The 18,070-nt window shown below is 64.8% G+C and carries 17 protein-coding genes; 4 read left to right on the plus strand and 13 right to left on the minus strand.

Annotation, left to right across the window (positions count from 1 at the left end):
* Positions 1-30 precede the first annotated feature (30 nt).
* Positions 31-942, plus strand: coding sequence for a nitrogen assimilation transcriptional regulator NAC (nac, locus tag ACIBJI_RS15145; protein WP_364354849.1), 912 nt, complete (start codon positions 31-33; stop codon positions 940-942).
* Here nac and ACIBJI_RS15150 read toward each other — a convergent pair.
* From ACIBJI_RS15150 to ACIBJI_RS15170, 5 genes are all read right to left on the minus strand, one after another.
* Complete coding sequence (locus tag ACIBJI_RS15150) at positions 936-1,862, minus strand: D-isomer specific 2-hydroxyacid dehydrogenase family protein (RefSeq protein ID WP_364354852.1); 927 nt, start codon at positions 1,860-1,862, stop codon at positions 936-938. The genes nac and ACIBJI_RS15150 overlap by 7 nt on opposite strands.
* Before the next feature lie 25 nt (positions 1,863-1,887).
* Positions 1,888-2,661: a glucose 1-dehydrogenase gene (locus ACIBJI_RS15155; protein WP_364354855.1), complete on the minus strand. Its 774-nt coding sequence runs from the start codon at positions 2,659-2,661 to the stop codon at positions 1,888-1,890.
* Positions 2,658-3,173, minus strand: a complete 516-nt coding sequence (locus tag ACIBJI_RS15160) for a gluconokinase (protein WP_364354858.1) — start codon at positions 3,171-3,173, stop codon at positions 2,658-2,660. The genes ACIBJI_RS15155 and ACIBJI_RS15160 overlap by 4 nt, the downstream gene beginning before the upstream one ends.
* A 394-nt stretch (positions 3,174-3,567) precedes the next feature.
* The gene (locus ACIBJI_RS15165) at positions 3,568-3,972 is read right to left on the minus strand and encodes a spore-associated protein A (RefSeq protein ID WP_364354861.1); all 405 of its coding nucleotides are present in this window, start codon (positions 3,970-3,972) and stop codon (positions 3,568-3,570) included.
* Positions 3,973-4,191: 219 nt separating this feature from the next.
* Complete coding sequence (locus ACIBJI_RS15170; protein WP_397084556.1) at positions 4,192-5,637, minus strand: MFS transporter; 1,446 nt, start codon at positions 5,635-5,637, stop codon at positions 4,192-4,194.
* Positions 5,638-5,824: 187 nt separating this feature from the next.
* Between ACIBJI_RS15170 and ACIBJI_RS15175 the strand changes: the two genes are divergently transcribed.
* Positions 5,825-6,271: a winged helix-turn-helix transcriptional regulator gene (locus tag ACIBJI_RS15175; protein ID WP_364354867.1), complete on the plus strand. Its 447-nt coding sequence runs from the start codon at positions 5,825-5,827 to the stop codon at positions 6,269-6,271.
* Positions 6,272-6,274: 3 nt separating this feature from the next.
* Here ACIBJI_RS15175 and ACIBJI_RS15180 read toward each other — a convergent pair whose 3' ends face one another.
* Positions 6,275-7,870: a GMC oxidoreductase gene (locus ACIBJI_RS15180; RefSeq protein ID WP_364354870.1), complete on the minus strand. Its 1,596-nt coding sequence runs from the start codon at positions 7,868-7,870 to the stop codon at positions 6,275-6,277.
* 93 nt (positions 7,871-7,963) lie between these two features.
* Between ACIBJI_RS15180 and ACIBJI_RS15185 the strand changes: the two genes are divergently transcribed.
* Complete coding sequence (locus tag ACIBJI_RS15185) at positions 7,964-8,521, plus strand: helix-turn-helix domain-containing protein (protein WP_364354873.1); 558 nt, start codon at positions 7,964-7,966, stop codon at positions 8,519-8,521.
* A gap of 65 nt (positions 8,522-8,586) precedes the next feature.
* Positions 8,587-9,255, plus strand: a complete 669-nt coding sequence (locus ACIBJI_RS15190) for a cyclase family protein (RefSeq protein WP_364354876.1) — start codon at positions 8,587-8,589, stop codon at positions 9,253-9,255.
* Here ACIBJI_RS15190 and ACIBJI_RS15195 read toward each other — a convergent pair.
* The 7 genes from ACIBJI_RS15195 to ACIBJI_RS15225 all read right to left on the minus strand — a co-directional run bounded on the left by ACIBJI_RS15195 (position 9,241) and on the right by ACIBJI_RS15225 (position 17,967).
* Complete coding sequence (locus ACIBJI_RS15195; RefSeq protein WP_364354879.1) at positions 9,241-10,518, minus strand: glucarate dehydratase family protein; 1,278 nt, start codon at positions 10,516-10,518, stop codon at positions 9,241-9,243. The two genes, ACIBJI_RS15190 and ACIBJI_RS15195, sit on opposite strands and share 15 nt — an antisense overlap.
* A gap of 1 nt (position 10,519) precedes the next feature.
* Positions 10,520-11,962 carry an aldehyde dehydrogenase (NADP(+)) gene (locus ACIBJI_RS15200; protein WP_364354882.1) on the minus strand — a complete coding sequence of 481 codons (1,443 nt, stop codon included), beginning with the start codon at positions 11,960-11,962 and terminating at the stop codon, positions 10,520-10,522.
* Positions 11,963-11,994: 32 nt separating this feature from the next.
* Positions 11,995-12,903 carry a LysR family transcriptional regulator gene (locus ACIBJI_RS15205; RefSeq protein WP_364354885.1) on the minus strand — a complete coding sequence of 303 codons (909 nt, stop codon included), beginning with the start codon at positions 12,901-12,903 and terminating at the stop codon, positions 11,995-11,997.
* 124 nt (positions 12,904-13,027) lie between these two features.
* Positions 13,028-14,032 (minus strand): beta-propeller fold lactonase family protein, encoded by a 1,005-nt coding sequence (locus ACIBJI_RS15210; protein WP_364354888.1) that lies wholly within the window; start codon positions 14,030-14,032, stop codon positions 13,028-13,030.
* A complete protein-coding gene (locus tag ACIBJI_RS15215) occupies positions 14,029-15,417 on the minus strand; it encodes a sugar porter family MFS transporter (RefSeq protein ID WP_364354891.1) in 1,389 nt (462 codons plus the stop codon). The genes ACIBJI_RS15210 and ACIBJI_RS15215 overlap by 4 nt, the downstream gene beginning before the upstream one ends.
* A gap of 116 nt (positions 15,418-15,533) precedes the next feature.
* On the minus strand, positions 15,534-16,334 hold the full coding sequence (locus ACIBJI_RS15220; protein WP_364354895.1) for an NAD(P)-dependent oxidoreductase: 801 nt from the start codon (positions 16,332-16,334) through the stop codon (positions 15,534-15,536).
* Between the two features lie 199 nt (positions 16,335-16,533).
* Positions 16,534-17,967 carry an amino acid permease gene (locus ACIBJI_RS15225; RefSeq protein ID WP_364354898.1) on the minus strand — a complete coding sequence of 478 codons (1,434 nt, stop codon included), beginning with the start codon at positions 17,965-17,967 and terminating at the stop codon, positions 16,534-16,536.
* Positions 17,968-18,070 lie beyond the last annotated feature (103 nt).

Genomic DNA, 18,070 nt, shown 5'->3' on the forward strand with positions numbered 1-18,070 from the left:
AGGTGGATCGACGACGTGGATACTCGACGCTTGTTTTCGTTCGTGCGCATCGTGGATGCCGGCAGCATCACCCGTGCCGCGGATATCCTGCACATCGCGCAGCCCGCGCTGAGCCAGCAGATGACGGCCCTGGAGGCCCAGTTCGGTCAGCAACTGCTGATCCGGCACAAACAAGGCGTTGAACCCACCGACGCGGGCCGGGCGCTGTACCGGCACGCGCAGATCATCCTGCGCCAGGTGCAGAGCGCACAGGCCGAGGTGAGTGTGGTCGGCCGCGAACTGGCGGGCGGTGTTTCCGTCGGGCTGGCGCCCTACAGCACGGTCAACGCGATCGCTCTGCCGTTGCTGACCGCGGTGCGTGAGCGGTATCCGAGCATCCTGCTGCACATCAACGAGAACTTCGGCGGCGTGCTCAGCGAGGCGATGATGACCGGCCGGATGGATATGGCGCTGCTGTATGACACCGGACCGATCAAGGGTGTGACCTTCGAGCCGCTGCTCACCGAGGAACTGATGGTCGTCGCCCCGGCGGGGACCGGGCTGCCGGGTACGACCGGTTCCGCGGTCTCGATCGCGCAGCTGAAGAGCCTGCCGCTGCTGCTGCCCGGCCCGATGCACACCATCCGGAAAGTGGTGGAGCAGGCCTACGATCACGCGCTGGAACATGCGCATGTCGTGGGAGAGGTGGAGTCGGTGGCGCTGATGGCGCAGGCGGTGCGAAATGGCTTGGGCTCCACCGTTTTACCGTTATCGGTGGCCCGCCGGACCATGACCGTCGACAATCTGGAATTGCGCCGCATCGAACCGCCGATCACGGTCCAGGTATCGCTGGGCACCCCGACCAATCAGCCGCTCTCGAAACCGGCGGAGGCCGTGCGCGAAATACTGCGCGCTGTCGTCGCCAACTACGTCAGGAACAGTGCGGGGCGCACGGCTCAATAACCCCGTCGGATGTCGATGGTCGCGAGCAGCGGTTGTCCGGTGGCGAACCGTTCGACGTTCGCCGTGACATGATCGGCGAGCACCGCGGTGAGGCCCGTCGCGGGATTGGCGACATGCGGGGTGACGATGGCGTTGGGCAGCGTCCAGAGGGGATGGCCCGCCGGAAGCGGTTCGGGTTCGGTCACATCCAGGGCGGCGCCGCCGATCGATCCGTCCTCGAGTGCGCGTACCAGCGCATCGGTATCGATAAGCGAGCCACGAGCCACATTCACGATCCAAGCGGTCGACTTCATTCTGGCGAGAGCATCCGCATCCACGAGGTGTGTGGTGTCCGGTGTCGCCGGTGCGGCGAGCACGAAATGATCTGCTCGCGACCAGATTTCGGTTATCCGATCCGCCGCGACCGTCTCGGCGGCGCCGGGCACCGGAGCGCCCGACCGGGTGACTGCCAGTACCTGTGCACCGAATGCGGTGAGCAAGGGGATCATGGCACGGCCGATGCCGCCACAGCCGACGATTGCCACGGTCGAGCCGTGCAGCGTCCCGACCCGTGGGTCGAAATCCGACTTGCGCCAGGATGTCGCGCGTACCTGCTCGGCAAGGACCCGTACACCGGCGAGCAGCAGCAGGACGCCGTGCTCGGCGACGTTGCGCGCGTACGCACCGGCCGCTGAGGTCCAGACGCGAGTCTCATCGATGATCCCGGCGGAGATCCAGGGTTCGACGCCGGCGGCGGGCAACTGCACCCAGCGCACTGCGTCAGGCAGCAGGTCGGGAAAGGTGGCCGGTCCCTGCGTCCACACCACCGCGTCCGCGTCGGTGAGTGGAACGAGAATGCCGCCGCCTTGCTCGATGCCCTTGGCGAGGGCGGAGTCGGAATCGGGACCGAGATGGATTCGCGGACGGCTGATATTCGGCACGGTTGCCTTTCGAGCTGGAAGTGGATCAGACGACGGCGGTCAAACCGCCATCGACATACAGGATCTGGCCGTTGACGAAATCCGATGCGGGCGAGGCGAGAAACAGCAGCGCACCCACCAATTCGTCGGTACGTCCCCACCGTCCGGCCGGTGTGCGCCTGGTGAGCCAGTCACTGAAATCGGCGTCGTTCACCAGCGCGGCCGTCAACTCGGTATCGAAGTAGCCGGGCGCGATCGCATTGACCTGCAGTCCCAGTGGAGCCCAATCCGCGCACATGCCGCGGGTGAGCATCTTCAGCCCGCCCTTGCTCGCCGCATACGGCGCGATCCCCGCCCGGCCCAATTCGCTTTGCACCGAACAGATATTGACGATCTTGCCGCGTCCACGTTCGACCATCGCGCGTGCGAATTCGCGCCCCACGCAGAAGGCGCTGAACAGATTGGTATCGAGCACGCGACGGAAATCTGCGTCGGAGAATTCGAGCAGCGGGCTGCGATGCTGGACTCCGGTGTTGTTCACGACGATATCCACCGGGCCGATCTCTTTTTCGACCTGCTGCGCCGCGGCGGTCACCTGCGCGGAGTCCGTCGCATCGAATGCACAAACGTGGACTACCGTGCCGGTCTTGTCTGCGATCTCGTCCCGGCTGCGGGCGAGTGCCGCCGCGTCACGGCCATTGAGGACGACCGTCGCTCCCGCCTCGGCGAGCCCGGTTGCCAGCGCATATCCGATACCGCGGCTCGAGCCGGTGACCAGGGCGATCTTGCCCTCGATATCGAAACTTCGATGCGCACTCACCGCGCCACCGCCCGGTCCCGAGCGAACCCGACCACCGACCGCGCGATATCGTCCGGCCCCGCCCCGACATCCAGTACGATCCCGAACTCATCCGGCCCGAGCGGCTCCAGCAATGCGAGTTGAGAATCGAGCAGGATGGGCCGCATGAAATGCCCGCGTCGTGCCGCCATCCGCGACCGAATCGTGGTGGGCGAGCCATGGAGGTGCACGAAAGCGACTGGTGCAGAGATATTTCGGAGCACATCCCGGTACTGTCGCCGCAACGCGGAACACGCCACCACACCGGCACCTCGTGTGCACATCCAGTCGCGTACGGCCTCGAGCCACGGTGCCCGGTCCGCGTCCGTCAGCGGAATACCTGCGGCCATCTTCGCGACATTCGACGGGGGATGCAGATCATCGGCATCCAGGAACTCGCCGCCCGTCATCTCGGCGACCCGCCGCGCGATCGTCGACTTCCCGCAACCCGTCACGCCCATCACCACAATGTGGGGTCGCCGATCGCCGTCCATGAATATTCCCGTCCGCCGGTGTCCAGATACGCAGATCGACCATGCCCGAACATGTCGCCTCGGGGCAATGATCAGGTGATACGAGTCCTGGAGGACGTCATAACGAAAGACGAGGGATGAACCGCGAGGGCGGCTGAAGATCGGGCGCTTCCAGGTGCCCCACGCACTCCATAGCCGGCAGGGGACCTGAAAATCGCGAGCCAGAGAAATGCGCTGAGCTGCAATGGTTCTCGGTGAATGAACTACCGAGTACATGATCGACTCCTGCCGCGTGGCGATGCGGCGTATCGCCGACGGAGGGCTCTTTTCGGTCTATGGCTGGTAGCACGCCCCACCGACGGCCATTGGTCCGTCGGTGGGGCGGGGCTCGGTTATCCGCAGTGGACCTCCGAAGTTATCCGCAGTGGACTCCGAATTCCTCCCAGAGGTCGTCCTTGATGCGCCCGCCCCAGTCGATGCACTTGCCTTCCGCTTCGACCTTCGCGTACGCGAAGTCGGAGAAGACGCGGTCGTCGTTTATGACCACCTGGGAGTGGTCCTTCGACTGCCGGACGGCGGCGCCCATCGAGATCGGGTCGCCCGGCTTATCGCGCACGGTGACTACGCAGTTGGTCCGGCCGTCGTAGGTGAGAAAGACTGTGCCGCCCTTCAACTCGTGCGAGTCGATCACCTTGAAGCCGCCACCGCACTGGCCGTCGTATGTTGCCGCGGACGCGGTGGCCGGGAGGAATACCGCCATCCCAGCGGTGATCCCGATTGCGGCCGCACATGCGGCGATCAGCTTTTTGGCGTTGCTCAAGGTCGAACCCTTCCCTCTTCCATCCATGTGACATCTAGCGTTCGGCTTTTTACCCCGCGTGCTCGGCCGCCAAACTCGGGCACCATCGTTGCTGCCACGCCGAACCTACGGCAGCAGTTGATAACCGGCTATTTGCGGCCTTCCAGATCTGGGAACTTTCGCACCGGATCAGAGCGCCGGGCGGAAATCTTTTTCCAACGGTCGGTGCAGACCGGCACGTCACACCCGGACTGCGACGGGTTCCGCGGAGATGGTGGGCTCGGAGAAGTCCGGAGTCCGGCGGTTCGGGATGGTCGCCGAGATCGCGGCACCGAGTACGGCAACACCGCAGCCGATCAGCAGTGCGACCCGGAATCCGCTTTCGGTCGGAATCGCGTGCCCGCCCATCGAGACGGTCATCTGGGCGAGCACCGCTCCGATCACGGCAGCCGCGGCAGACGTGCCAACCGAGCGCATCAGGGTGTTGAAGCTGTTGGCGGCAGCGGTTTCCGATACCGGGACCGCACCCATGATCAGCGCGGGCATCGCGCCGTAGGCGAAACCTGTTCCCGCACTGATGATTACGGTGACGGCCAACATCCCCCAGGTCGACCCCATCAGCGCCATCGAGGCGGCATAGCCGAACGCGATGATCAGGCATCCGGTGACCAGGGTGAACTTGGGACCGCGGGCGGCCGAGAGCTTGGCGCCGACCGGCGAGATCAGCATCATGACGACACCCGCCGGTGCCATCCACAGTCCCATCGCCATCATCGACTGGCCGAGGCCGTATCCGGTGGCGGTGGGCAGTTGCAGCAGTTGCGGCATGACCAGCGACTGGGAGTACATGGCGATACCGACTACGACCGAGGCGGCATTGGTCAGCAGTACCTGCGGCCGTGCGGTCACGCGCAGATCGACCAGCGGCGCATCGACCAGCAGCTCCCACCAACCCCAGACCAACAGCAAGACCACCGCGGTGACGAACAAGCCGAGGATGCTGGCACTGGTCCAGCCCCAAGCGGCGCCCTTGGAGATCGCGAGCAGTAGCGATACGAGTCCGGCACCGAGGCCGATCGCTCCGAGTACGTCGAAACGTCCGGTGCCGCCGCTGTTCGGGGTATCCGGGATGATCGCGAATATCAGCACACCGACCAGCGCGGCAAGTGCGGCGGAGCCCCAGAACAGCCCCCGCCAGTTGCTGTATTCGACAACTGCCGCGGACAGCGGCAGGCCCATGGCGGCGCCGATGCCGAGCGACGAACTGATCAGCGCGATGGCCGCACCCAACCGCTCGGGCGGCAGCAGATCACGCAGCGCGCTGATGCCCAACGGAATGATGCCGACACCCGCACCCTGCAGGCCGCGGCCGATGATCATCGGCACGATCGAGGTCGCGACGGCGCAGACGAGTGATCCGGCGACCAAAGGAACGATCGAGGCGAGCAGGATCCGCCGCTTGCCGTAGAGGTCGCCGAGTCGTCCGGCGACCGGAGTGATCACGGCGCCGACCAGCAGGGTGATCGTGACCACCCAGGTGGCATTGGATGAGGTGGTGTGCAGCAGCTGCGGCAGCTCACCGAGTAGCGGCATGACGAGTGTCGCCATGAGTGAGGCGACGATGCCTGCGATGGCCAGCACGGCGAGGACGCCGCCTGGCCGGGCAACGGGGCTTGGAGTATTCACGCGCGTCTCCATATTGGTGGAAATCAGGAAAAGAATGTTGGACGCATACGATGTGCGTAATGCACACTGTATGGCATATACATGTTGCATGCTAGATGCACGCGATGTGTGTGACGCACATCGCGCGGTATATCTAGTGCTACGGAATCCAGGCGCAGGTCGGCGCGGATCGGCAGAAGGACCCGAAATGGACAAAACCCTCGACAAGATCGAGTTCGAGACCATGCTGTTCGGCCGGTACAGCCTCGCCTCCCGACAGCTCGGCGGGCGTCGACTCGATCGCAACACCTACACATTGCTCAATCGGCTGCGGGTGGCGGGCCCGATGACGATCGGGCAGTTGAGCGAGGCGGTTGGCCAGGATGTGTCGACGCTGAACCGGCGGACCGCGGCCATGGTGCGCGACGGTGTGGTGGAACGCATCCCGGATCCGGATGGCGGCATGGCCCGCAAATTCCGCATTACCGCCGAAGGCGAACGGCAACTCGACCGTGAACGCGACGAATCGATCGAAACCTTGGCGGCGATCCTCGCGGACTGGTCACCGCAGGACGCGGCCGCCTTCGCCGATTACCTGCAGCGTTTCAATATCGATATCGAGCGCTATCTCGGCCGCCCCTGGCCGCGCCCGTAGTCGTCAGATCGCGGTGCCGATGTCCTGGGTGACCAGGTGGTCGAGGGCTCGTTCCGCGACGGCGGCGATCGTCATCGACGGATTGCAGGCCGCGGCATTGCCCGGCAGCAGCGCACCGTCGACCACATAGAGCCCGCGCTGACCCAGGACCCGGCCATCGAGATCGCAGACCGATCCCATGCTCGCACCGCCGAGGGCGTGCCAGGTGGACGGGAACAGTGCGTTGGTGTCCACCAAAATGCTTGTCGGACCGGCGATTCGGCGCACGGTCGGATCGATGTGATTGTTCTGGATACTCGCGTCGCCGTTCTTGGGCCACTGCAGGATCGCGTCGTCGTTGGCCGAATCGTAGACGAACCGGCCGCGGTCGGCGCTCACGCCGTATCCGACCAGCATGGTGCTTTTGGCATCCATCTGCATCGGCGGTATGGATGCTTGGATGACAGTGAAGGCGGCCTGGGGATCGTTCCAGTTCTTACTTCCGTAGACCACGGGACCGCCTTGAGCCGCACCGAAATCGGCGATGGGGTCGGTCCAGACATAGATCCGGTCGGCATTGGTGCCCCACTGCTGACCCAGCCCATCGGGCAGGTCCGGAATCTTTCCTTTCGCACCGGCCCGTACCAGCAGCTTGGTGGTGTTCAGACTGCCCGCCGACAGTACGAGGGCATTGGCCGTGATGATCTTGTTTTCCAGGACATTGCCCGAGGTGTCGAGCCGTTCGACGTACACGACCCAGCGGCCGTCGGCGCCGCGTTCGACATCGGTGACCTGGTGCAGCGTCTGCACCTCCACCCGGCCGGTCGCCTCGGCCGCGGCGATATAGGTGACATCGACCGAATGTTTACCGCCGTTGTTCACGCCCATCGCGCCGTCGCCGTTGGTGTACGACGGTTTCATCTCACCCCGTAGCTCGGCGAGTGCGTAGTTCCAGTCGATGGGCATCGGAATCTTCGACAGTGGCAGCCCGGCCTGGCGCACATGATCACCGAATACGCGTGCGGCCGTGTAGTTCCGGTCCGCGATCAACTCGTCGGGCGCCACCGCGAGGCCGAGCATGTGAGCCACCCTCGGATAGTGCACGCGATCCATGGTCGCCCAGTCGAGTTCCTCGGGCAGATTCGCATCGAATACCGGTTGGGTGGGCTGCAGCGACATGCCCTGGTAGATGAGCGAGCCGCCGCCGAGGCCCGCGGCGCACAGGGCGGTCATATTCGCTCCGGGTACCGCCTCGACGAGGCCGGTGTAGGGCTCGAAAACCAGCGGTGTACCGAATAACGTCGGGCTGGACCGGTACCAGAGCACCCGCTTGTCGAGCGCCGAGGCGCGCGGAAAGGTCTCCGAATTCGGCCCGGTCGGCCAGCGCATCCCGCGTTCGAGCAGTAACACCGGCACCCCGGCCTGGGCCAGGCGCAGCGCGGTGACCCCGCCGCCGAATCCGGATCCGACCACCACGACGCGGCGTTCCTCGCGGGTGAGCGGGACGCTGTTGACCCGTGCGGCGATACCGTGCGTCGGGTTGGTGCTTCGTGAGCCGAGTATGGCGACACCGGCCGCCGCGGTCGCGGTCAACAGGGTCCGGCGGGTGATCACCGACATGCTCTTCCTCACTCACATAACCGGACGGTCTTGTCCGGTTGGGTCGATAGTTTGCTGGAGACTGTGGAAGGAGTCAAGCGGTAGGTTGGGCGAATGACAGCGTCGCGCCGAGCAAATCCCGGACCGAAAGCCGCTGCCGAAAACCGAGCGGCTCTGATTCGAGCGGCTCGAACTGTGTTTGCGGAGAACGGTTTCGACGCACCATTCAGTTTGATAGCGCGCGCGGCAGGTGTCGGGCAGGGCGTGCTGTACCGGCATTTTCCGACCAGGGAGAGCATTGCGCTCGCGGTATTCGAAGAAAATATCGTCGAGATCGAAGTACTTGCCGCCGACCCGGCGACCACGGTCGGGGACGTGCTGGCCCTGATCGTCGATCAGCTGACAGCGTCCGCGGCCTTCCTCGCCATGATCTATCCGTCGAACACCGAGGACGAGCAGTTGCTCGGCGCGGCTTGGCGGCTGCTCGGCCTCATCGGCCAGATGCTCGACGACCCCGGCCGGCGCGGCGATATCCGCGCCGACCTTACGGCGACGGATATCGTCATAGCGGTGGCGATGCTGGCGGCCCTGCTGGCGAAGACCGACCCGGAATCCAGACAGGCCACATCCCGGCAGGCATGGGCAATATTGGAGCGTGGCCTGCGCACGTGATGCCCGTGGCGAGAGTGTGCAGTAGCTCGCCGCGTGGGCGTGGATCGGCGAGTACGGTCATCACCATGAGCAAGGCCATAGTTGAGCTGTCTCATCCGATCTCGGACGGCATGCTCACCTATCCGGGCCTGCCCGCACCGCGAGTCACCATACATACCGCGCGTGACCGGTCGGCACTGGTCGACATGACCCACGAGATCGCGCGCGTGGATACCGTCGGCAATGCGGGGACATATATCGACGCGCCCTTCCATTTCGATGCCGACGGCGCCGATATCGCCGAGCTGCCGCTGGAACGGCTGTTCAACGTGCCGATCGTTATGATCCGCGCGGCGGGAATCCGCGTAGTGGGACCTGATCTGCTCGGCGACCCGGCACGGCTATGGGGCAAGGCGGTGCTCGTGCACACCGGCTGGTCGGCGCGCTGGGGTTCGTCCGAGTATCGAGGCCCCGGGCATCCGTACTTGGTCGGTGAGGTAGCCGATGCGCTGGTCGCCGCCAATGTGGCACTGGTCGGCATCGACTCGCTCGACGTCGATGACACATCCCTGCCGACGCGACCGTGCCACCACACGCTGCTCGGGGCGGGAATCCCGATCATCGAGCAGTTGACGAACCTGGACGCGGTCCCCGACATCGGTGCCAGGCTGGTCGCACTGCCTGCGCCGGTGCGTGGGATGGGCTCGTTTCCGTTACGGGCTGTTGCCTGGACCGATCTGTCAGTATTTGGGTGAGGTCGGCGGTCGGTATGCCGCATCGACCAGGCGCATGCCCGCGATGTCATCCCGATTGTGCCACTGCGGCAAGGCTTTCCAGCGGTGGTGCAGCCGCTCGACTGCGTCTGTATCGAGTTCGACGCCGAGGCCCGGTGCGTCGGGGACGGTGACGGCACCCTCTTCGAAGACAAAGGGTTCGGTGATCACATCTTCGGGCTGCCATGGGTAGTGGGTGTCGCAGGCGTAGGTCAACTCGGCGACGGTGGCGGCCACGTGGGTCATTGCCGCGAGGCTGATTCCTAGGTGGGTGTTCGAATGCATCGAGACGCCCTTGCCGTATGCGTGGCAGACCGCGGCCAGGTCGCGGGTGGCGAACAGTCCGCCCCAGAAGTGATGGTCGGACAGCACGATCTGGACCGCATCGATATCGAAGGCGGGGCGGACTTCCTCGATCGAGGTGACGATCATATTGGTGGCCAGGGGCATTCCGGTGCGGCGATGCACTTCGGCCATATCCTCGCGGCGCGCGGTGGGGTCCTCGAGGTATTCGACGACGCCCGAAAGCTGCTCGGCCACAGTCGTTGCGCTGGCCAGCGACCAGCCGCCATTGGGGTCCAGCCGCAGCGGATGATCCGGAAATGCCTTGGCCAGTGCGTCGATCGCGGCGACTTCCTCCTCCGGCGGGAACACACCGCCCTTGAGTTTGAACGAGCGGAATCCGCCATAGGTGGCGAACTTTTCGGCCAGGCGGACGACGCCATCGGGGTCGATCACCTCGCCCCAGTCGTCGGTCGGTGCGTCGGGGAACGGATGTTCGGCCCACTTGTAGAATAGGTAGCCGGAGTAGTCGACCCGGTCGCGGACCTTGCCGCCGAGCAAGGCGTGCACCGGTAGGCCGAGTTCGCGACCGTGGGCGTCGAGTGCGGCGGATTCGAAGGCCGATATCACGCTGAGGCGGACCTTATCGGTGGTGAGGGTGCCGCGCAGACCACCCGCGATCGGGTTGTCGATCAGCACCTCCCCGGTGGTGTTCGCACCGAGCAGGCGAATGGCGTTGATCGCGGCGACCGGCATGCCGATCAGTTGTTCGGCGAGGTCGGCCGCGCGTTCGAGGTAGACGCGATCGCCATAGGTTTCGCCGAGACCGTGAGCGCCGCTGTCGGTTTCGATCTCGACAATCAGGCGCGGCGTATACGGCTGGTGCACGCCGCCGACATTGAGCAGGGGAGCGTCCGCGATGAGGATCGGGGTCAGTCGAACATCGGTGATAACAGGGGACATGTCAGTCTCGCTTTCCGTCGACCCGGCGCGGCAGCCGCCACGGGTTGGCCTCGCGCAGGGCCGGTGGAAGTAGGTCGTCCGGGAAGCCCTGCCAGGCGACCGGCCGCAGGAAGCGGGCGATGGCGGCGGTGCCCACGGAGGTGGCGGTCGGCGCGGTAGTGGCCGGATACGGGCCGCCGTGCTGTTGGGCCCAGCTGACCGTGACGCCGGTGGGCCAGTCGTTCCACAGCAGTCGGCCCGCGAGTGCGGTGAGGGCCGGCAGCAGGGGACGCACATCGTCGATCTCGGAGGTCTCCGCAACGATCGTGGCGGTGAGACCGGGCTCGAGCTGGCGCAGAACCTGTTCCAGCTCAACGGGATTCGAGTATTCGACGACCAGTGCCGCCGGGCCGAAGCATTCCGCCTGTAGGGCCGCGCCGCCTGACCGGAAATCGGTGGCTTGCACGCTCAGTAAGGTCGGTGCGAGTAGATCCTTCGGTGCCGAAAGGGCTGTGACTGTGGGATTGTCGCGCAGGGTGGTGACGCGCGATCGGAAGCCGTTGGCGATGTGGTCGTTGAGTAGCGGCCGTGGTGGCACGGCTGCGACCGCCGCGGTCAGCGCATCGGTGAGTCCGTGCTCCGAAGGCAGCAGCAGCACACCGGGCTTGGTGCAGAACTGTCCGGAGCCGAGGGTGAACGATCCGACGAAACCCTCGACGATCTGTTGTCCGCGCGCGCGGATCGCTCCGGGCAGGACCACTACCGGATTGACGCTGCCGAGTTCGCCGTAGAACGGGATCGGGCGCGGTCGCGACGATGCGATATCGAACAGTGCCCGGCCACCTGCCAGGGAACCGGTGAACGATGCGGCGGCGATATCCGGATGACGCAGTGCGGTAGTGCCCGCTTCGACACCGTGGATGACCGCGAAGGTGCCTGCCGGGGCGCCGGCCGTCGTCAGTGCCTCGCGTACAATGGCTCCGGTCCGTTCGGAGAGTCGCGGGTGGCCCGGATGTGCTTTGAGGACAACGGGACAGCCTGCGGCCAGTGCCGAGGCGGTATCGCCACCCGCGACGCTGAACGCGAACGGAAAGTTGCTCGCCGCGAAAACGAGTGTGGGGCCGATCGGCACTAGGCTGCGCCGGATATCGGGTCGCGGTCCCATCGGCCAGCTCGGATCGGCGTGATCCACAGTGGCGGCGAGGAATTCGCCATCGGCGAGCACTTGGGCGAAGAGTCGCAACTGGAAGGTAGTGCGGGTCAATTCGCCACGCAGGCGCGGTGTTTCGGGCAGATGGGTTTCGGCCGCGGCGAGCGGGACGAGTTCATCGGCGGCCGCGTCGAGGGCGTCGGCGATACGGGTGAGCCACTGCGCGCGTTCGGTGGGTGTGGTGTCGGCTAGGCGGCCTGCGGCATCGGTTGCCGCGGCGATGATCCGCTCTAGTTCGTCGAGGTCGGTGTCCATGAAATCCTTCCGAAGGTTGGCGGTGGTGCTGTTCAAGCGATCGTGGCGATCAGTGGTGCGGGCGGCAGCGAATCGAGCAGTTCGATGACTCGGTGCAGCGCCGGATTGGCGCACTCGCGTCGCCAGATCGCGTGCAGGACAACGGGATCTTCGACGCCGATGAGCGGCCGGAACCGCACGCCGTCGGGATGCAGATGGGTGGCGGTTTCCGGTACCAGTGCCAGACCGCGTCCGGCGGCCACCAGCGCGAGCATGGTGTGTACCTGGGTGAGTTCGTGGGTGGCGGTGTATGGCACGGCCGCGAGGATGCCGGAAACCAGATCGGCGAAATAGCGGGCCGGGCCCGGCGCGTACACCAGCATCGTCTCGCCGCCCAGTTCCTCGATCGCGATCGGACCGTTCCCGGCCAGTTTGTGCTGTTCCGGCACGGCCAGCATCAAGCCTTCGGAATGCACCAGCCGCGAATCGAATTCGCTGCGATCGAACGGCGGGCGGGCCAGCGCCAGATCGAGGCCACCGCTGCGTAGATTCTCGAACTGGTCGGAACTCACCATCTCACGCAGCACGATCTCGACCTGGTCGAGCCCGGCCTCGATGTGGTTGAGGAACCGGCCGAGGAATCCGAAGCCCGACGCCGCGGTGAAGCCGATCCGCACCGTGCCCGCCCCGCCCGCGGCTACCAAGCGGGCGGTGCCGGGCGCAGCGCCCGCCATGGCCAGGAGACGACGCGCCTCGGTCAGGAAGACCTCGCCAGCCGGGGTCAACTGGACCTGCCGCTGGGAGCGGTCGAAGAGTTCCACCCCGATATCGCGTTCGAGCTTCTGGATCTGGCGGCTCAGCGGTGGTTGCGTCATCTGCAGGCGTTCGGCCGCCCGACGGAAATTGCCCTCCTCGGCCACCGTGACGAAGCCGCGGACGTGCTCCAGCGACAGCATCGACATCGTTCTCCTCCTGCGTTGTGGCGTGCACTCCGCCTCGCCCGCAGATTGCGCTCTCCGCAGACTATGACTCGCTACTGATACTCGTCCAACGCCAATTCGGCATCAACCGATACCTTGAAGGTATTCATCTGAGGGTGACGATCTCGACCCAGTTGGGGTCGCGACCGACACCGAGTTGTTGGCGCGGGATGAGCGAGCCGGTCGCGGGATCGATGGCGTAGCTGGTGACGGCATCGGATTTCTGCCCCGCGACCACCAGGAACCGCCCGCTGGGATCGATGGCGAATCCGCGCGGCTGGGTCTCGGTGGGCGTGTGTCCGAGCGGATCGAGCAGCCCGGTCGCCGAGTCGATACGGAATCCGGTGATCGTGCTCGAAGTCCGTTCGGTCACATAGAGATAGCGGCCATCGGGTGTGCGGCGCAGCTCTGAAGTCCAGGGTGGCCCATCTGATTCGGGCGGCAGCACCGACGCTGAGGCGATCAGAGTGAGCGTGCCCGTATCGGATTCGAAGCGGTAACTGTTCACCGTACCGTCCAGCTCATTCGCCACATAGGCGAAGGAGCCGGACGGATGGAATACGAGGTGGCGCGGACCAGCGCCAGGTGCGGCCTCGACCCGCGGCGGCTCATTCGGTGTGAGCCGGCCGGTTCGGGCATCGAAGCGGTACTGCAGAATCACATCACCGCCGAGTGATGCCGCGAACAGATACCGGTTCGACGGATCGGTCAGTATCGAATGCGCATGCCGCGGTGTCGATTCCACCGTGACCGGCGGTCCGACGCTGCCATCGGATGCGATCGGATTGACCGCGATCTTGTCGCCCGAATACGAAGCGCTCAGCAGATAACGCCCGCTTCGATCCGTCGCGAGATAGGCCATATTGTCCGGCAACGGCGCGGTCGATAGCGGTGTCAACCGCCCCGTCGCCGGATCTGTGGCGAATACCGCCACCGCGAAGGGGGCCGAGCGCAGCGATGCGTAGAGGTACCGGTGGTCCGGACTCATCGCCATGGGCATCACCGCGCCGTCCACCGGCCACGACTCGACGAGCGTCAGCGCACCGTCGTCGTCGAGTCGCAGCACCGAGATTTCGCGACTGTCGGCATTCGAGACATAGACCACGCTCATGCGGATTTTCGGCTGACCCGGGCTCGCAGTTCCAACTCGATTTGTTCCAGACTGCGACCATTGGTCTCCGGCACGAACCGCTGTACCAGCAGGAACATCACCACGCTGACCGCGGCGAAGATCCAGGCCGAATAGCCGAGTCCGAGGTGATCGTTCATCACCGGGAACAGGAACGTGATGGCGAAGGTCGAACTCCACAGCACGACACTGCCGACGCCCATGCCGACACCGCGCACCCGCAGCGGGAAGATCTCCGCCATCATCACCCACACCACCGCGCCCCAACCCAATTCGTAACCCGCGAGATAGACATTGAGCAGAATCAGCGTGGTGAGGCCGGTAATGGTGTGATTGTGCACACCGAGCACGATGGCGCCGAGCAGGAACAGGGACGAGGCCATACACACATTGCCGAGCAGCAGCAAAGGCTTTCGGCCCCAACGGTCTACCACGAAGATCACCCAGGCCGTGAATGCCACCTTGATCGCACCCAGCACAATGGAAGCCAGCAGTGAGGTCGAATTCCCGAAGCCGAGATCTTTGAACATGGTCGGCGCGTACACATTCACGGCATTGACGCCCGAGAACTGTTGTCCGACAGCCAGAATAAGCGCCACGACCAAGGCGGGCCGCGCCCACGGTGCCAACAGATCGCGCAGCCGCCCCTTCTGCTGCTCATCCAATCGAATGACCGAACGGATACTGTTTATCTCGGATTCGATCTCATCGGCCCGATGGGTTCCCGCCAGCACGGCCCGTGCTTCCTCCTCGCGCCCGGCATGGACCAGCCAGCGCGGCGTCTCCGGCAGCACCGACATACCCGCCAACAGCGCCGCAGCGGGAATCACCGCGACCGCGAACATCATGCGCCAGTTACCGCTGCCGGACAGCGCCCAGTCCACGATGTAGGCGATCAGGATGCCCGAGACGATCATCAGCTGATTCAACGTCGACAATGCGCCGCGGGCCCTGGTCGGGGCCAGTTCCGACAGGTAGGTGGGTACGGTCGCCGACGAACACCCCACCGCGATACCGGTAATGAAGCGGGCAATCACCAGGACCGTCACATTGGGTGCGAGCGCACAGCCGAGCGCCCCGACCGAGAAGACCGCTGCGGCCAGCATGATGGTTCGCCGCCTGCCCAGCCGATCGGTGATCCGTCCGGCGATGGCCGCGCCGATCACGGCACCGGCGGCCAAGCAGCCGCCGATCACGCCCTGTGTCACCGAGGACAGGTGCCATGACTTCTTGATGAACAACAGCACACCGGAGATGACCCCGAGGTCGTAACCGAAGAGAATGCCGCCGAGAGCGCCGAAGAAATAGAGAAATTTGACGTTGGACGCGAGCGCCGATTTCGGCGCGGCCGTTGTATTGAATTGCATTGTGCGGTACTTCTTTCGCGGTGGAGCAAAGTGTCATCAGCGTCACATGCTGATGGCGCGAAGTTCGGAGAAAGACGATTCCGTCTGTGTATCGGGTGATGCGTTTTCGGTGGAGGTCAGAGCGGATTCGGTTTGCCGAGTGGGGTTTCCACGAAGGGGCCGCCGATAAGCCACGGACCGGGATCGTTGACAGTGGGAATATCGGCGGCGAACTGTTCGGCGTCGTCCTGGCTGCGGTAGCCGAGTTCTTCGGCCTCGCGCAGTGATACGACGGCACGGGTATTGGCGGAGACGCCCCAGATCACCCGATAGCCTGGTCGCTCGGCAGCCAAGCAGGCCTCGAACAATTGTGCACAATCGTTGGGGGACAACCACATCGACAGTCCGCGCGCATCATGTGGACGTTCGAAACACGAGCCGATCCGGATGCAGATCACGTCCATGCCGAAGCGGGAGTGATAGAGACTGCCGAGCGCCTCGACGGCGACTTTGCTGACACCGTAATAGGTATCGGGTCGGGGCGAGGCATCGCCGGGAATCGGTTCGTCGCCCACGGCGCGGAATCCCACGGCATGGTTACTCGAAGCGAGCACGACCCGCGGCACACCGGCCTGCCGCGCCGCCTCCAGAACCTTATGCGTGCCGTCGATATTGACGGCGAGAACGTTGTCCCAGCTGTCTTCGCGACTGATTCCGCCGAGATGGATGATCGCATCCACGTCTCGGCAGGCCGCTGCGATGGTGGCCGGATCGGCAAGCGATCCGGTGACGAGCTCGACCCGCTCGCCTGCGGTCGGCGCGGGGAGTTCGGTCAGATCCAGTAGCCGCAGAACGCGATCGGGACGCCGTAGGCGGGGCCGCATGAGCGTGCCGATTCCGCCGCCGGCGCCGGTTATCAGAATTCGGTGATCAGTCATGGGGCATCGGTCTCGCTCATATAGCGGAAAATGCCGACAGAACTGCGGTCCGCGCACATTGGTTTCCTCCTGTGTGCCGGGTGGAAGTGTGGGGTAGGTCACTTCCACCCGAACGTGTCAGAAGGGTATGGCCCCGTACTGATGCCTGTCCAAGACCATTTCTGTATCGACCGATGCCGTTGCGGCATCGGTCGATCGTCTACTTCGCCAGCGAGACGTCCCCGTCGCGCTGCAACTTGGAATGCATCCGCGAGTACCCGAAGTACACGGCCAGCCCGATAACCAGCCACACCAGGAAGCGCACCCAGGTCTCCCACGGCAACGACCAGATCAGGTAGATCGAGAAGCCGATACCGACCAGTGGCACCACCGGCATGAGCGGCAATTTGAATGCGCGCGGCTCATCGGGCCGGGTCCGACGAAGCACCATTACCGCGACCGAGACCACGATGAAGGCCATCAGAATGCCGATATTCGTCAGCTCGGCTACCACGGTGATATCGAGCAGACCGGCCATGGTCGCGGATCCGATGCCGACGATCCAGGTCACCCGGGTCGGCACCTTGCGCACCGGATGCGTCTTGGCGAACCACTCCGGCAGCAGCCCGTCGCGGCTCATCGCGAACCACACCCGGGTCACGCCGAGCATGAAGGTGAGTACCACCGTGATGATGCCGACGATCGCGCCGATCGCGATGATATTCGCGACGCCCGGCATGCCGACCGATTCGAACGCGGTGGAGAAACCGCTGGTCGGGCTGATCTCGGTGTACTTCTGCATCCCGGTCAGCACCAGCGTGGCCAGCACATACAGCACCATCGCGATGGCCAGCGAGTAGATGATGGCCTTGGGCAGATGCTTCTTGCCGTCGATGGATTCCTCGGCGGCGGTGCTCATCGCGTCATAGCCGAAGACGGCGAAGAAGACCGTTGCCGCACCGGTCCATACCGCGCCGGCACCGAACGGGAAGTACGGGGTGTAGTTGGAGCTGTCGATGTGGAAGACGCCGAGCACGATGATCAGCACGACCAAGGCGACCTTGATGCCGACGGCGACCGTCTCGAAGCGACCGACGCTCTTGATGCCGCGCGAGAGCAACCACGCGGTGCCCAAACAGAACAGCACCGCGAAGACGTCGATCACGTGCCCCTCTCCGGTGCCGTGCGCGCCCATCATCCAATCGGGCAGCGTGATATCGACTTGTCCCAGTAGGAATTTGAAGTATCCGGAGACGCCGATCGCGACCACCGCCGCCACCGCGATGTATTCCAGCAGCAGATCCCAGCCGATGAACCAGCCCGCGATTTCGCCGAGGGAGACATAGCCGTAGGTGTAGGCGGATCCGGCCTTCGGCACCATCCCGGCGAATTCCGCGTAGCACAGCGCCGCGCAGGCGCTGGCGACACCGGCGATCAGGAACGAGATGAGCACCGCCGGGCCCGTGACGGAATGCGCGACCGAACCGGCCAGCGCGAAAATGCCCGCGCCGATGATGCCGCCGACGCCGATCGCCGTGAGCTGCCACAGTCCGAGTGACCGCTTCAGTTGCTCGTCCGTGGGCCCGGTCTCCTCCTCGATCTGCTCGAGGGGTTTACGGCGCAACATCTGGCTGCGCAACTCCGCGAGGGACATTGGTCTTCCTTTCATCCTCTGCGCTACCCGACATGCAGTAACGCAGATCACATTCTGAGCAGCACTCAGCTAATCGGACCATAAACGCGCTGTGATCGTTGAG

Origin of the sequence: Nocardia sp. NPDC050408 (assembly GCF_044458905.1) — a bacterium.
Classification (GTDB): domain Bacteria; phylum Actinomycetota; class Actinomycetes; order Mycobacteriales; family Mycobacteriaceae; genus Nocardia.

What these genes read in the sequence shown, in the direction of transcription:
- ACIBJI_RS15210 (WP_364354888.1), bottom strand. Translation starts at nt 14,032, where the DNA reads ATGAGCGTGGTCTATGTCTCGAATGCCGACAGTCGCGAAATCTCGGTG.
- ACIBJI_RS15215 (WP_364354891.1), bottom strand. Translation starts at nt 15,417, where the DNA reads ATGCAATTCAATACAACGGCCGCGCCGAAATCGGCGCTCGCGTCCAAC.
- ACIBJI_RS15200 (WP_364354882.1), bottom strand. Translation starts at nt 11,962, where the DNA reads ATGGACACCGACCTCGACGAACTAGAGCGGATCATCGCCGCGGCAACC.
- ACIBJI_RS15220 (WP_364354895.1), bottom strand. Translation starts at nt 16,334, where the DNA reads ATGACTGATCACCGAATTCTGATAACCGGCGCCGGCGGCGGAATCGGC.
- ACIBJI_RS15160 (WP_364354858.1), bottom strand. Translation starts at nt 3,173, where the DNA reads ATGGACGGCGATCGGCGACCCCACATTGTGGTGATGGGCGTGACGGGT.
- ACIBJI_RS15190 (WP_364354876.1), top strand. Translation starts at nt 8,587, where the DNA reads ATGAGCAAGGCCATAGTTGAGCTGTCTCATCCGATCTCGGACGGCATG.
- ACIBJI_RS15175 (WP_364354867.1), top strand. Translation starts at nt 5,825, where the DNA reads ATGGACAAAACCCTCGACAAGATCGAGTTCGAGACCATGCTGTTCGGC.
- ACIBJI_RS15205 (WP_364354885.1), bottom strand. Translation starts at nt 12,903, where the DNA reads ATGTCGATGCTGTCGCTGGAGCACGTCCGCGGCTTCGTCACGGTGGCC.
- ACIBJI_RS15225 (WP_364354898.1), bottom strand. Translation starts at nt 17,967, where the DNA reads ATGTCCCTCGCGGAGTTGCGCAGCCAGATGTTGCGCCGTAAACCCCTC.
- ACIBJI_RS15180 (WP_364354870.1), bottom strand. Translation starts at nt 7,870, where the DNA reads ATGTCGGTGATCACCCGCCGGACCCTGTTGACCGCGACCGCGGCGGCC.
- ACIBJI_RS15195 (WP_364354879.1), bottom strand. Translation starts at nt 10,518, where the DNA reads ATGTCCCCTGTTATCACCGATGTTCGACTGACCCCGATCCTCATCGCG.
- ACIBJI_RS15185 (WP_364354873.1), top strand. Translation starts at nt 7,964, where the DNA reads ATGACAGCGTCGCGCCGAGCAAATCCCGGACCGAAAGCCGCTGCCGAA.